This window comes from Paraflavitalea sp. CAU 1676, from assembly GCF_029223285.1.
Taxonomy (GTDB): Bacteria; Bacteroidota; Bacteroidia; order Chitinophagales; family Chitinophagaceae; genus Paraflavitalea.
Genome location: NZ_JARHUJ010000007.1, coordinates 45,225 through 58,142, shown reverse-complemented (window position 1 = coordinate 58,142; position 12,918 = coordinate 45,225). Strand labels below are relative to the sequence as shown.

Sequence of the window (12,918 nt, the reverse complement as noted above, 5' to 3'; positions counted from 1 at the left end):
TGGTGCTTGTTTGGTGGTGGTTCTAGTAGTGTCTTTTTTTAGCTGGCCCTCAAATCAACTTACTAGCCACTGCTAACGACAAGGCATCCATTACATTGCTCACCTCCAGCCGTTCAAAGATCCTTCTACGGTAATATTTCACCGTGTCTGGCGCAACAAACAGCTTCTCCGCAATCTGATCGATTGAATACCCCTGGGCATGCATCCGCAATACCTCCAGTTCTCTTTCGGTGAGCGATGGCTTTACCGATTTTCGCCAGACCTTTTTTCCGATGACCAGGTCCCAGACCTCGTTGCTTCCCTGTCGGTGGATGCTCACATTCCCGGCAGCCTGCTGCCGTGATAAGGATACTATGCACATAGACTTCCACATCTTCCCCTCTGGTGTCAGAAAGAGCGGGGTTAGCTTATGATTGATGAGGATCTGTTTGCCATTTTTATGAGTCAGGTGAAAATCATAGGTAATACTGTAAAGCGTCCGCTCGTTCACGGGAAGTTGCGCGTAGAAATCAAAGCCTGCTTCGTTGAGTTGTGATAATAATTCCAGGTCTTGTGCCGGGACCTGCCGGAAGTAGAATTCATATCCCAGTTGTAATACCTCGGCTGCACTATATCCGCATAGGAAAAGCGGATTATCTGATACGTATTCGAAAGACATGTCTTTGTAGTCGATCACATATATACTCTCGTAGCTCAGGCGGGCAAAGGCCTTTATTGCTTCCAGGTAATGCTGGTTGGTTTCCGTAACGTCGCCCAGCTTGTTCGTGGTCAGCAGGCTAGAACCGGCGTTGTGCTTCATGTACACCTTTTATAGGAGACTAAATTTACACCCCGGTGTAGGCATTTACAAACTTTTTACCTTGATTTTTGAAGGAAATACTTTCAGCAACGTCCATTAACCTGATCAAAAACAACCTGATTATGGAAAAGAAAAAAGCAATACCGTTTACTTTAAGCATTGTAACCATCATTTTAGGGGTAACACTATACAAAAAATTCGACTTTAAGACTCTGCGATTTGAGCATAACGGGTTAGCCATTATTTACTTAATAGTGTTCATAAGCTGCCTTTTTCTAATAATAAGAAGCCTGGGACGAAGATAATAGCTGAAGCCTGAAAGCATTTGCCCCTGGTCTTAATGGGGCAGCTCCAACCCATATCGTATTGCCTCCTCCAGAATATCCAGGTTTATATCCTTTAGCGTTTTAAACTTAATGCAATACCCGGTGACACTTGCCTTGCCTAAATCCTTTCCATAGGTTTGGGCCAGGTACTTCTTATCCTCGATGCCCAGGATATAGACAGAAATCCCGGTGGTGTTGGCACTTATACCGATCCGGAAAAATTCTTTGGTTTTGCCATTGGCATATTTTATGGTTTGCAGTCCATATCCTATAGTGGGGTTGGCAACGGTTTTATTGTTTGCGTCTTTGCCATCTTCGAACCATAATTTCCCTCCGGCTAACGCCTGAAGGGTGCGCTGGTGCAAGTCCTGCAGTTCACTGCGTTTTGGCTCCGGCTGTCCAGCTATATACTTTTTAACCTGTTCCTGCACGTTCATATCATGAATTAGTTTACTGGTTAAGGATTTGTATCCTAAATGTATTGTGCTCTTGCTGAACGCCTGGGTGGGGAATGCGACTTTCTGCGGGGGTGAAAGGGGCTTGAGGTGGTTAGTAGGCGAGGAGTCTGCCACAGGATATGATGCTTATCCATAGTATGACCGAGGCGATCGCATGAAATCGGGCAGTAGTATAATTTGCCGGCAGAAAGACCCTCACGTGGAATACCCAGGCATTGATAGCCGCCAGCAGCAGTAACCCTAATTTCAATCCGAAGACAGGATCACGTGACAATGCCATCGCATTGGTCGAAAACAAGAGCAGGCCAGATGGTATGACGAGTATCAGCCCCAGCTTTGACCAGGACAATAAATACCTGTTCTCTATAATTGCCTTCCTGTTTGACAATAATCGTATGTCAAAAAGGATCGCACCGCCAGCCACGAGCACGATCCCCAGTATGTGAATGATCTCAATAAAAGGATACAACCATGTCGATTGCCGTATGGCTTCTGCCAGCGAGGATGCTTCGATCCATTTAACTACCACAGTTATCGCAATTCATATTTGACGTTGTCCACGTAGATCCTTTCTGCCCGCATTTCATCCTTGGTCGTTTTATGCGGATAACCTACGACGCGGAGTTTACTTCCTTTTACGATCTTGTCTGTAGGTACCCCTCTCGATTCCATCCGGCTCGTAGGCGCCAGTATTACCAACCATGTTTTGTTTTTATCCGTTACCCTTGCACTGGCATGCGGGTTCTCCAACTTAAACTCTTCCACTGTTCCTGTGTAGTCGAGTGTTTTTGTCTGATCGTAATTGGCCCAGCCATGATGGAACGGCCTGAATGATACTGCCAGCAGGAGTATCGAAAGGGCTACAAGCGATTGCCACTTTTTCATGATAGAAGATTTTGATCAACAATAGTATTAAAGTTACCGATTTTCATTCATTCGTTAAAGCCGGACTGGTTGGCGTTTCAACGGCACTTTCGTCCTTCGGGAAATGCTGTTGCTTTCATTGAAGGGATAGGCGATTTTTTCCAGTTGGTAACTGGCTGCCATTAGGGGCTATACTTAAAAAATTAAGACCTCCAGGAGTTGGGTGGGTGCCAACTTCCTGGGGCCTTAATTTTTGATTTCATAAGCCTTCAGCACGGAGGGTATCTCTATTGAACTTGTTACAGTTTTGCGTGTTTGCTTTTCGCTTTCTCCACGTCTAATTTCTTTTTGTCTATCGTTTCTCTTTTCAGGTTCAGGTTATTCTGGATATCCAAAAGTTTGGTATCGATAGCCGACCTTTTCTTTTGCAGATCGACCTGTTCATCGAGTAACGCCTGATAACTCTTTTCTTCTTTACTGATATCATCCAGTTGGTTGGTAATATCAATATCATCAGCGTGGTTGCTGGCATCGACCGTAAAGGATTGCAGGAATAATTTTACGTTTTCTGTAAGGAGACTATCCGATCCGCTAGAGGTAAAGTTATTATAGCCCCTGGAAACGGCCATGTACACGAGACTGCTATTGTTTGGACCAGGCTCTACTTTTGTATAGATATCAATCTTGTCGGGACTGATCTCCGAAAATGTAACGCCTTTATACCTTGCTACATTGCCAGACATCTTTTCATTGAGCCCTGATCTTTTCAGCCGTAGTCTCAACGCTTCCCTGGTTTCTTTCTCCGGCTGTTGAACAGGCAACATTACTGCGTGCCGGTTTTCTTTATCAATTATTAAGGAAGTTTCGCTGACCTGCGCCAGACCCGTCAGGGCCGAGAAGCATGCTGCTGCTAAAAGCAGCACTATTTGTTTTTGTTTCATTTTAAAGTGGTGTTTAATAGTCCGATTAGCTTTGTTTAGGTCTAAGTTGGCTTTTTTCTACATATACGTTATGGCCCTTTTTATCGACCCAATAATATTTGGAATGGCGGTCGATGTAAATGGTTTGCCCATCAGGTCCCACCTTATCCTTATACACCTTGTCTACAACGGTTGCCTTTCCCTTAACAGCCACTTCTGCTGTTTTATTCGCCGCTTTCTCAACAGCGTTCTTACCGCCTGTCGTATCTTTCTTTGTTTTGCTTTGTGCGTTTACCGAACAAAATGTCGCAACGATTAATAACAGGGTGATGCCCAAAACCTTTTTCATACATTTATTTTTTTACTTTCATTCCTGGTGCAAAGGTCTGTTCATTTATCTGCACTGCTGTTATACAACTATCTTAATAAGTTGTAACATTCACACATTCCGGGCTCTATGCGCTATTAATCGTAGTTTACAGCTACCTGCAAGTGTAAGTAATGGTGAGAGGCGTATATGGACAATTTTAAGCTTATCATATTTATTATGGCTGTTTTGATCAGTTTATCGGCATTTATCGATAAACTCAAGATGCCTTACCCTGTATTGTTGGTTTTAACGGGATTGGTGATCGGATTTATTCCGCTGCCGCCCCTTACGCCCAATCCGGACATCATTTTCCTGGTTTTTCTGCCCCCTTTGCTGTATGACGCTGCCTTGCGCACTTCGTGGCGCGAATTCAGGAAAAATATTCGTCCGATCAGCGCCCTCGGTATAAGTCTTGTGTTTTGCACCACGATCGTTGTAGCCATTACAGCCTATTATTGCCTTCCACAATTTACCTGGCCACTGGCTTTCCTGTTGGGCGCTATAGTTTCACCTCCCGATGCCACGGCCGCAGCAGGCATCATTAAGGGCCTGGGATTGAGCAAACGACTGATCAGTATACTCGAAGGTGAAAGCCTGGTCAACGACGCCGCAGCTTTAATTGCCTACCGCTACGCCCTGACGGCCAGCATTACCGGCGTTTTTGTAATATGGCAGGCTGGGCTGCAATTCCTCGTGGTTGCTGGTGGTGGCGTTTTAGTGGGGTTGGCCGTTGGGTACCTGCTGATATTTCTGCATAAAAAAATCACCAACCATTCGTTGGTAGAAACAAGCCTTACCTTATTATCCCCCTTTATTTCCTATTTGCTGGCTGAAGAGCTGCATACATCGGGCATTCTGGCAGTGGTATGTACCGGCCTGATGGTGTCGTGGAGAGCGCAGGAGATATTCTCTTATCAAACCAGAATGCGAACAAGAGCTGTCTGGGACACGATCACGTTTTTGATGAATGGATTTCTGTTCATATTGATAGGTCTTCAATTGCCGGTCATTTTGGGGCAATTGAGCGAATACAGTATTTTTTCGCTCATTGGCTATGGACTGATCATTAGCCTGGCGACCATCCTGGTGCGGGTTGTATGGGTTTTTGCTGGCGCTTATTCTTTAAAATTGTCAACCAGGTTAAAAAAGCGGAATCCCGCAGCCCATGCAAACGAAGCGATTGGAGATAGCTGGAAAAACGTCCTTATTGTTTCCTGGACCGGTACGCGGGGCGTTATTTCCATGGCTGCTGCGCTGGCTCTGCCGCTAAGTCTGCCCAGCGGACAAGCTTTTCCGCAACGACACCTCATCCTGTTCGTATGTTTTGTGGTGATATTTATGACCCTGGTGGTGCAGGGTTTTTCCCTGCCGCTCCTGATACGCCTATTAGGCATCAAGCCTTCCAGCAACGAAGAGAAGGAGGTAAGAGAGCTTCAGCTGCTTGTGGTGCTTCATACGCTTGAATACATTGAGCGGGTGATGACTCCCCAGTCTGAAGCCGCCATCATTCTTCCTTTGAAAAACAGGTATGAACAATTGATGGAAAACCTTCGGGAAGAAATCATTCTTCATACCCGGAACGAAGTGCGTGAAGAGCGGTTGCCGGTAAGATCTATCACGAAAATGCAGGATGCACGGATAAATATCGGCTTATTTCAACGTGACCTGTTATTGCAACTCCATAAGGAAGGAAAATTCAGTGAGGAAGCCGTAAAACAAGTAGAAAGAGAAATGGATATTGATGAACTTCAGTTTGAGCAGTCATTACCCAGGTAGCGCCGATCCTTTTCTTGTTGACCCTCCATTCAGTCTGCAGATGTGTGAATTATGCAATTATAACGGAGAGTTGTATAATGATAGCCAGCGCTAATAAGATTACCTTTAGCTATCCAGGAACGCTGCTTCTCAAACTATATGAATCATGAAAAAGCTAGTTGTTCTGGCATCCATAATGATAAGTTGTTTTATGGGTGATCGTATCACCGCGCAGATCCGGTTAAGCCTGCCTGGCAACACCGGCGATCAACCTGTTTGGGGGCCGGCAGGATATGATCACGCAAACTATTATTACATGCCCGATATAGACGCCTTCTACTACGTTCCCAAACGAACCTACATTTACAGGCATCGCGGGCGGTGGATCTTTACCACTGACTTTCCTAAGCAGTTTCAGCATTATGACCGTTTCAGCGGCTATAAAGTGGTAATCAATGATCCAAAGCCATACCGTAATGCTAAAATGTACAGGGCAAAATTCGCGGGATACAAGGGCAGAACAGATCAGCCTTCCCTATCGAAGAGCGATAACCGGTAATGCGGCAGGTGAAGCGGCGCTGTGTCCGCGGGGATGTGTGAATTATACAAAACGAATATGGGATTCAATAACAAGTACCAGTACAGAAGCTCCTACCTTTAAATTCGTTTTCATAGGATATTGGATTAAAAAAACGGGCTGGATCTCTATCCTGGCCCCTTTCTTCTTTCTTTACTTCCACCATTAAAAAGCAGTAATAACATAAATAATATGGATAGCTCACTGAATAACAGGTTGCCGGCCAATGAGGAACTGGAGAGATCCAAAGTTCATATCATTGTTGAGATCCTCGAATACGTACCTAATTCGGTGGTTATAAAAACTATTATTAAAAAGTCGACCGGCAACGTGAGTATGATGTCATTTGATTATGGCGAGGGGCTGGTAGAAAAAACGAGCCCTTTCGAAACCTTTGTTCAGATCGTTGAAGGGCAGGCAGAGGTTGTGATCGGTGAACACACCAGCCAATTGCAGACGGGCCAGGGGATCATTATCCCTGCACATGCTTCTCACTATATCAATCCCAATGGACGATTTAAGATGATCTTAACAACCATTAAAAGCGGCTACGAATAAAGGGCGACGTTTCGCGGTCTCCCTCAGCAATTACTTCAATATCTGCCATGATGAACGAGCAACTGCTCACGCGAACGCTGGGCAGTTGTTGTTTTAAATAAACAGTAAAACGCATATTATGATCAATATAGAACAATTCCGGATCGGCAATTATGTGCTGGTCGACAAGAAACTCTGTACGGTATGCAGCCTGAATAATAATGGGCGTACTGAGGAGCACCTGGTCGGGTATGAAATAGATGGCGAAGTTAAATTTGAAAGTGCGTCCTCCGATCGGCTGGAAAGCGTGCGGATAACAAACCAGTTGCTGACAGGCATGGGGTTCACTTTTCATCCCCATTTTAAGGTATGGCAACATCCCCGGCCCGAGAGGACCTATTCTATCGAGTTGGACAACGATTATTTCCCGCTGGATTTTTCCCGTCAGCCGATTGTTCAGCATATGACCCATTTGCACCAATTGCAAAACCTGTTCTTCAGCATTCAGGGCGAAGAACTGGCGTTTCAACAGCCAAAAGAAAAGGCTCTTAAGCAATAACGGAAGATTTCATCAGGAAGCGTCAGGACGCCCCAGTTGCTTCATGAGGCGTATATGAGAGTATATGGCCTGGTGCATGGTGGGATAGTAGTTATAAGGAAGGTCAAACAGTTCGCATTGCTGCCGGACTATTTTACTCAATGCCGGATAATGTACATGACTGATCTGCGGGAATAGGTGGTGTTCTATCTGGAAGTTCAAGCCACCCACCAGCCAGCTGATCAGCTTGTTTTCAGGAGCAAAGTTGGCCGTGGTGCTCACTTCGTGTACAGCCCATTCAGACGCTATTACTTTGGGTTTATCTGCAATGGCCTCAAAGGTAGTTTTCTCTACCACATGCGCCAGTTGAAATACGATGGATAAAGCAAGGCCCATTACTGCATGAATTACGAGGAAGCCTATTAACCATGGCTGCCACCCTACAAAATAAACAGGCACCGCAACATACACGAACATATACAACAGCTTGCTGGTCCAGAAGACGATATGCTGGTGGAGGTTAATTTTCCTGATCGGTGTATTGTGGATCTTCCTGGAGAAGTATTTAGCAAAATCGGTGCCCCACATCCAGGCGAGGGTGCTGATGGCGTACAGCAGATACATGTAAATGAACTGGAACCGGTGCATGGGCCTCCATTGCTGGGTGTTGCACATTCTTAACAGGGAACTGTTGGCCAGGTCATCATCAATGCCATCGATGTTGGTATAGGTGTGGTGGATGATATTGTGCTTGATCTTCCATATAAAAGCATTGCTGCCCAGGGCATTCATGCTAAGGCCCATGAGCTCATTCACCCATTTTTTGCGGGAATAGCTGCCATGGCAGGCGTCGTGCATTATATTGAATGCAATGCATACCAATGACAGTCCCAACAAAGCCGCCAGCAGCACGCCGGTGAGCCAATGATAGCTCCCCCATACCAGGAAGCCATACAGGGCCAGCGCAACCGGTATCAGGATGACTGCTTTCACATAAAGATTCCAATTGCCGGTCTTTTGGAGGCGATTGTTCTCGAAATAGTCATCCACTGACTTTTTAACGGCCTGGTAAAATAACCGGCTGCTATTGTTGAAGGTTACCCTGGACATGCGCTTTGAAGGTGTTGAATAAGCAATATGATACTCCCTAAAGATGGTACAATTAATCCAAATGAGGGTTATATGATTCCGGGATTAAATCACATGATTCACACTTTTCCGTCGGTTCCCTACAGGTCATCCAACATACTGCGCCTTTGGGATTTGATCTGCTTGAAGTGGGAGGGGGTAAGGCCGGTGACCTTTTTAAATTGAGCCGATAGGTGGGATACACTGCTGTAGTGCATCAGGAATGCTATTTCGGACAGGGTCAGCTGATCGTAGACCAGTAACTCCTTTACCCGTTCAATTTTGTGGGAGATGATGAATTTTTCGATGGTGATGCCCTGTACCTCCGAAAAAATATTGGCCAGGTAGGTATAATCGTAGTTAAGCTTCTGGCTTAGGTATTCGGAGAACTTGACACGCAATGGTTCTTCGGAATAGTGCACGAGTTCGATGATGACCTGCTTTATGCGCTGAATAAGCATACTCCTTTTATCGTCCATGAGCTCCAGCCCCGAGCGTAACAAGGCGATCTGCACCTGGTCGCGCTGTTCGGCCGTAATTGTCTCGGCGATTTCCACTTCGCCCAGGTCTACCACGATGCAATGCAGCCCGAGTTTCGTCAACTCATCTTTCACTACTATTTTGCAGCGAATACATACCATATTTTTAATGAATAGCTTCAAGTCGTTCAAGTATTTAAGCTGTCGTTAATGTAGCCATCAAAGCGAAAGCAATACGGCTACATAATGGCAAATGGCACCTGCCAGTACAAATCCATGCCACACGGCATGGGTGTACAGATATTTGTCCCACAGGTAAAATATTACTCCGACGCTAAAGAGACCTCCGCCAATACAGATCATTACGATCACATCGGCAGGCATCGCGGTAAAAAACCTGCGTCCGCCTGCCAGCATGATCCAGCCCATCAGCAGGTAAACGATGGTAGACACGATCTCAAAACGGCCCGTATAACGGATTTTGAAGAATATGCCCAGTAGTGTTAAACTCCATAAAACAACCAGCAGGGTTACCCCAAATTGATTGTTCAGAAAGATCAGCAATAGGGGGGTATAGGTGCCGGCAATGAGGAAATAAATGCTGATGTGGTCAAGTGTTTTAAAAAGCCGCCTGGTGGCCGGTTCGAGCGTAATGTGGTAGATGGTGGAGGATGTAAAAAGCATCAGAAAGCAAAAACCGTAAATTCCTGAACCGATAATGCCCGGGGTATTGCCGTTTACCGTTCCGATGGCCACCAGGACCGGTAGCCCGCTCACACCAAACAGCATACCAATACCGTGTATGAGGGCATTGACAACCTCTTGTTTCCGCGTGTAAGTTTCCATAACTGATCTCTTAAGGGGTTTTCAATCTGTAAATACAGGTAATTCCCGGCCATGCCTTTCACCTAATCCAGTGACTCAAAATGGGTAGTTATTGACACATAAATTCATTCTCATCGTCCTGGAACTGCGGCTGCGGTGGTTTTGCATGGATGTATCCGCTGCCTGGCCAGGGTGCGGCTGGGCTCGAATGAGCACTGTGTTTTCGATGATAAAGTATACATTAGGGGTATCTCCCCTAAATTCCTCTTCCTCTAAGGCCAGTTAACCACAATAATATTTACTCATCCTTTTCAGATTCATTTGTATGAGGGAAATTAAATGCTTGCTGGTATGCCTTTTTTTCTTTTCTACCGGGAAAACCCAATCTATCAACAATGCCGGTTTTGAGACAGACAGCTTGCATGCGTGGTTTGCCTGGCATCTTTCCGGCACTTCTCCCTGGTACGCCTGGAATCCTTCCGGTACTTCAACAATCATCAGTGGCAACGCGCATAGTGGTAATTATGCTGTCTATGAATCGGGTGGTGAAACAAGTATAGAACAGTTGATTGCTAACCTGGAGCCCAATACTACTTATATTTTTGAAGGTTGGATAAAGGTAGTTGCCCCCGGTCAGTCTGCCATGCTGGGCGTCAAGAACTACGGTAATACGGCGGTGACTGTTAGCGCTACTGCCACTACTTATTCAAAATACCAGGTCAGTTTTACGACCGGCGCCACCAATACCCAAGCTACCGTCTTTTTGTACAAACCAACTACGGGTGCTGCTTATGGTGATGATTTCAATTTGGTGGTCCAATCCCCGAATCTTCTTATTAACCCAGCTTTCGAAACAGGTAGTTTGTTGCCGTGGTATAGCTGGCAGCCTTCGGGCAATACTACTGTAAAGCGCGAGACCGCTGGCGGGGATGGTTATGCTGTAGTTCAATCGGGCGGTGAAACGAGTTTGGAGCAGGTTATCTACAACCTTCATCCGCATACTACTTATACTTTTGAAGGATGGATCAAGGCAGGCGCTCCCGGTGAATCCGTGATCCTGGGTGTTAAAAATTACAAAGCCGGTGAAGTGATTGTTACCGATACTGCCTACAAAAAATATCAGACAAGTTTTACTACTGGTGACACGGTTACCCAGGTAACTGTTTTTTTATACAAGGCAAGTACGGGATCTGCTTATGGAAGGGATTTTAATCTATTTACCCTGTCGGCTGGTTCACCGGGTAATACGACCTACTATATCGATGCTATTGGTGGCAGGGATGCCAATGACGGAAAAAGTGCGGCTTTGGCGTGGCAATCCTTGTATAAGGTAAACAATACAACTTTCAACGCCGGCGATTCTATCTTATTTAAGTGTGATGGTGTGTGGGTTGGCACTTTGAGTCCGAAGGGTTCTGGTAAAGCGGGGAGTCCTATTGTGATCAGTCGTTATGGCGGCACTGCTACAAGACCCATTTTTAATGGTAACGGCGCCTTACGCGTCGTTTATCTATCCAACCAACAGTATTGGGAGATTACCAACCTGGAAATCCTCAATACGGCCAGGGCGGGCCAGAAGAAAAGAGGTATCGAGGTGGAGAACAGGGATCGAGGAAAGTTGACCCATATTTATATCCGTAATAATTTCGTTCATGATGTTTTGGGCGATAATACAAAAGATGAAAACGGGAGCATGGGGATTATGGTGGTTGCCCGTAAAGGAAGCCAGCCGGTGCTGTCGTGGTTTGATTCTGTGAAGATCGAAAATAATATTGTAAAGACTGTGAACAGGACTGGCATCGGTACCGCTTCCGAGTGGTGGTGCCGGCCGTCTGTGGGATGTACTGATGGATCGGGTTATGTTGCCCATACCCATGTAGAGATCAGGAGCAATTATGTGGAAAATGCGGGTGGGGATGGCATTGTGCCCATCAATACCGTTCACGGCCTGATTGAATACAACCTGGTGAATGGCGCCAATGTCAATTCAGGCACTCCCAATGCTGGTATTTGGTGCTGGAACGGGGACCACAATGTGTTTCAGTTTAATGAAGCCTATAATGTGAGGTCGACGAATGACGGTCAGGGGTTCGATGTGGACTATGGACAGGACGGTACCATTTTTCAATATAACTACAGCCATGATAACGAGGGCGGATTTATGCTGATCTGCAACGAGGTGAAGGGGGGCAATACGAATGCGATCATACGGTATAATATCAGTCAAAATGACCAGCATCTGCTCTTTGCCCTGCACGGTCCAGTTTCCAATGTACAGATCTATAACAATACCGTGTACCTGCCCGCGGGTTCAAAGACCATTCCGGTATCGGTTTCCTCCTGGAACGGACTTCCCGTAAGTGCTTATTTTCATAATAATATATTTTACCTGACAAGTGCCGGCAAGTGGCTCGGCTGGAACAATATTGCGACCCCTGTTTTTGATCATAACCTCGTGTTTGGTGATGCTTCGGGTATGCCTGCCGGCCACAATAATCTTACCAGCGATCCGCAACTCGTTTCACCTGGAGGCGGGGGTACCGGCAAACTGGTTAACGGGATGATTTCCTTTGGCAACGCGGATGGGTATCAATTGACATCCGGTTCGCCTGCTATCGGCGCAGGCAAGTTGATTCCAAGCAATGGAGGAAGGGATTATTGGGATAACCCGGTTTTGGGGACTAAGGCCCCCAATATTGGGGCATACAACGGTGCGGGAGTTATGGTGCCACCCACTATCGTTTTATTGGATGAACAATTCGCCGTTTCCTCGTATGATGATTCCGTTACGGTTGTTGAAATCGGTGATATGAAAGTGTCGAAAAGGGAATTTATATGGCGCATGGATGGCTTGAGAAGTGCGTGCTTTGATTTTTTTCTGCAACGTTACCATGCTTCTTTTACGGATAGCCATTTCTGGGATCGTGTTTATGACGGTACGACGCCCCTTCAATGGATCAAAAACAGAACGGTGGAACAGTTGAAGGAGGAAAAAGGGAAAATCAGGTTACTTCAACAAGCAGGTTTGTTGAAGGGGTATGATTATAGCCAGTTCCTGGCCGTTTTGGCACAGGAGAATGAAAGGCGGAAAAGGCTGGTGGAGCAGGGTGCAGCGATTTATGGCCCTCAACAGTATGACGCCAATAGTTACTATGAGTATCTATTGAGTAATGCCTTGATGGAAGCGAAGCGGATGATGGCTGCCAATCATCCGGTATCTGACAAGGGTATGCAGGCTTATGATGATGCATCAAAAGCGGTTGTGAAGGTCAATGCTGCTGTATGGGATGCATTGCCCTTCAGATAAACGTGCCAGTCTTTCGTGAAAGTGAGGCCCGTAAA

At 46.0% G+C, this 12,918-nt stretch carries 14 protein-coding genes; 5 read left to right on the top strand and 9 right to left on the bottom strand.

Going from position 1 to position 12,918, the window contains the following annotated elements:
- Nucleotides 1-49 precede the first annotated feature (49 nt).
- From P2H89_RS22620 to P2H89_RS22595, 6 genes are all read right to left on the bottom strand, one after another.
- A complete protein-coding gene (locus P2H89_RS22620; RefSeq protein ID WP_275831198.1) occupies nt 50-799 on the bottom strand; it encodes a helix-turn-helix transcriptional regulator in 750 nt (249 codons plus the stop codon).
- Nucleotides 800-1,136: 337 nt separating this feature from the next.
- Nucleotides 1,137-1,562: a DUF1801 domain-containing protein gene (locus tag P2H89_RS22615; protein ID WP_275831196.1), complete on the bottom strand. Its 426-nt coding sequence runs from the start codon at nt 1,560-1,562 to the stop codon at nt 1,137-1,139.
- Nucleotides 1,563-1,674: 112 nt separating this feature from the next.
- Nucleotides 1,675-2,112 carry a hypothetical protein gene (locus P2H89_RS22610; RefSeq protein ID WP_275831195.1) on the bottom strand — a complete coding sequence of 146 codons (438 nt, stop codon included), beginning with the start codon at nt 2,110-2,112 and terminating at the stop codon, nt 1,675-1,677.
- 2 nt (nt 2,113-2,114) lie between these two features.
- Nucleotides 2,115-2,468: a DUF6152 family protein gene (locus P2H89_RS22605; protein ID WP_275831193.1), complete on the bottom strand. Its 354-nt coding sequence runs from the start codon at nt 2,466-2,468 to the stop codon at nt 2,115-2,117.
- 278 nt (nt 2,469-2,746) lie between these two features.
- The gene (locus tag P2H89_RS22600; RefSeq protein ID WP_275831191.1) at nt 2,747-3,388 is read right to left on the bottom strand and encodes a hypothetical protein; all 642 of its coding nucleotides are present in this window, start codon (nt 3,386-3,388) and stop codon (nt 2,747-2,749) included.
- A 25-nt stretch (nt 3,389-3,413) separates the two neighbouring features.
- Nucleotides 3,414-3,716: a hypothetical protein gene (locus P2H89_RS22595; protein WP_275831189.1), complete on the bottom strand. Its 303-nt coding sequence runs from the start codon at nt 3,714-3,716 to the stop codon at nt 3,414-3,416.
- A 198-nt stretch (nt 3,717-3,914) separates the two neighbouring features.
- Between P2H89_RS22595 and P2H89_RS22590 the strand changes: the two genes are divergently transcribed.
- From P2H89_RS22590 to P2H89_RS22575, 4 genes are all read left to right on the top strand, one after another.
- Nucleotides 3,915-5,513, top strand: a complete 1,599-nt coding sequence (locus tag P2H89_RS22590) for a Na+/H+ antiporter (protein ID WP_275831187.1) — start codon at nt 3,915-3,917, stop codon at nt 5,511-5,513.
- Between the two features lie 145 nt (nt 5,514-5,658).
- Nucleotides 5,659-6,051, top strand: a complete 393-nt coding sequence (locus P2H89_RS22585) for a hypothetical protein (RefSeq protein WP_275831185.1) — start codon at nt 5,659-5,661, stop codon at nt 6,049-6,051.
- A 210-nt stretch (nt 6,052-6,261) separates the two neighbouring features.
- Nucleotides 6,262-6,627 carry a cupin domain-containing protein gene (locus P2H89_RS22580; RefSeq protein ID WP_275831183.1) on the top strand — a complete coding sequence of 122 codons (366 nt, stop codon included), beginning with the start codon at nt 6,262-6,264 and terminating at the stop codon, nt 6,625-6,627.
- Nucleotides 6,628-6,745: 118 nt separating this feature from the next.
- Nucleotides 6,746-7,165, top strand: coding sequence for a hypothetical protein (locus P2H89_RS22575; RefSeq protein ID WP_275831181.1), 420 nt, complete (start codon nt 6,746-6,748; stop codon nt 7,163-7,165).
- A 12-nt stretch (nt 7,166-7,177) separates the two neighbouring features.
- Here P2H89_RS22575 and P2H89_RS22570 read toward each other — a convergent pair whose 3' ends face one another.
- The 3 genes from P2H89_RS22570 to P2H89_RS22560 form a co-directional block, all read right to left on the bottom strand.
- Nucleotides 7,178-8,254, bottom strand: coding sequence for an acyl-CoA desaturase (locus P2H89_RS22570; RefSeq protein ID WP_275831179.1), 1,077 nt, complete (start codon nt 8,252-8,254; stop codon nt 7,178-7,180).
- 119 nt (nt 8,255-8,373) lie between these two features.
- Nucleotides 8,374-8,934 (bottom strand): AraC family transcriptional regulator, encoded by a 561-nt coding sequence (locus P2H89_RS22565; RefSeq protein WP_275831177.1) that lies wholly within the window; start codon nt 8,932-8,934, stop codon nt 8,374-8,376.
- A 36-nt stretch (nt 8,935-8,970) separates the two neighbouring features.
- Nucleotides 8,971-9,597 (bottom strand): hemolysin III family protein, encoded by a 627-nt coding sequence (locus tag P2H89_RS22560; RefSeq protein ID WP_275831175.1) that lies wholly within the window; start codon nt 9,595-9,597, stop codon nt 8,971-8,973.
- Between the two features lie 304 nt (nt 9,598-9,901).
- Between P2H89_RS22560 and P2H89_RS22555 the strand changes: the two genes are divergently transcribed.
- Complete coding sequence (locus P2H89_RS22555) at nt 9,902-12,883, top strand: carbohydrate binding domain-containing protein (protein WP_275831172.1); 2,982 nt, start codon at nt 9,902-9,904, stop codon at nt 12,881-12,883.
- Nucleotides 12,884-12,918 lie beyond the last annotated feature (35 nt).

Excerpts from the sequence above, each read along its gene's own strand:
- P2H89_RS22620 (WP_275831198.1), bottom strand. The coding sequence starts at position 799 with ATGAAGCACAACGCCGGTTCTAGCCTGCTGACCACGAACAAGCTGGGC.
- P2H89_RS22615 (WP_275831196.1), bottom strand. The coding sequence starts at position 1,562 with ATGAACGTGCAGGAACAGGTTAAAAAGTATATAGCTGGACAGCCGGAG.
- P2H89_RS22605 (WP_275831193.1), bottom strand. The coding sequence starts at position 2,468 with ATGAAAAAGTGGCAATCGCTTGTAGCCCTTTCGATACTCCTGCTGGCA.
- P2H89_RS22600 (WP_275831191.1), bottom strand. The coding sequence starts at position 3,388 with ATGAAACAAAAACAAATAGTGCTGCTTTTAGCAGCAGCATGCTTCTCG.
- P2H89_RS22595 (WP_275831189.1), bottom strand. The coding sequence starts at position 3,716 with ATGAAAAAGGTTTTGGGCATCACCCTGTTATTAATCGTTGCGACATTT.
- P2H89_RS22590 (WP_275831187.1), top strand. The coding sequence starts at position 3,915 with ATGGCTGTTTTGATCAGTTTATCGGCATTTATCGATAAACTCAAGATG.
- P2H89_RS22585 (WP_275831185.1), top strand. The coding sequence starts at position 5,659 with ATGAAAAAGCTAGTTGTTCTGGCATCCATAATGATAAGTTGTTTTATG.
- P2H89_RS22580 (WP_275831183.1), top strand. The coding sequence starts at position 6,262 with ATGGATAGCTCACTGAATAACAGGTTGCCGGCCAATGAGGAACTGGAG.
- P2H89_RS22575 (WP_275831181.1), top strand. The coding sequence starts at position 6,746 with ATGATCAATATAGAACAATTCCGGATCGGCAATTATGTGCTGGTCGAC.
- P2H89_RS22570 (WP_275831179.1), bottom strand. The coding sequence starts at position 8,254 with ATGTCCAGGGTAACCTTCAACAATAGCAGCCGGTTATTTTACCAGGCC.
- P2H89_RS22560 (WP_275831175.1), bottom strand. The coding sequence starts at position 9,597 with ATGGAAACTTACACGCGGAAACAAGAGGTTGTCAATGCCCTCATACAC.
- P2H89_RS22555 (WP_275831172.1), top strand. The coding sequence starts at position 9,902 with ATGAGGGAAATTAAATGCTTGCTGGTATGCCTTTTTTTCTTTTCTACC.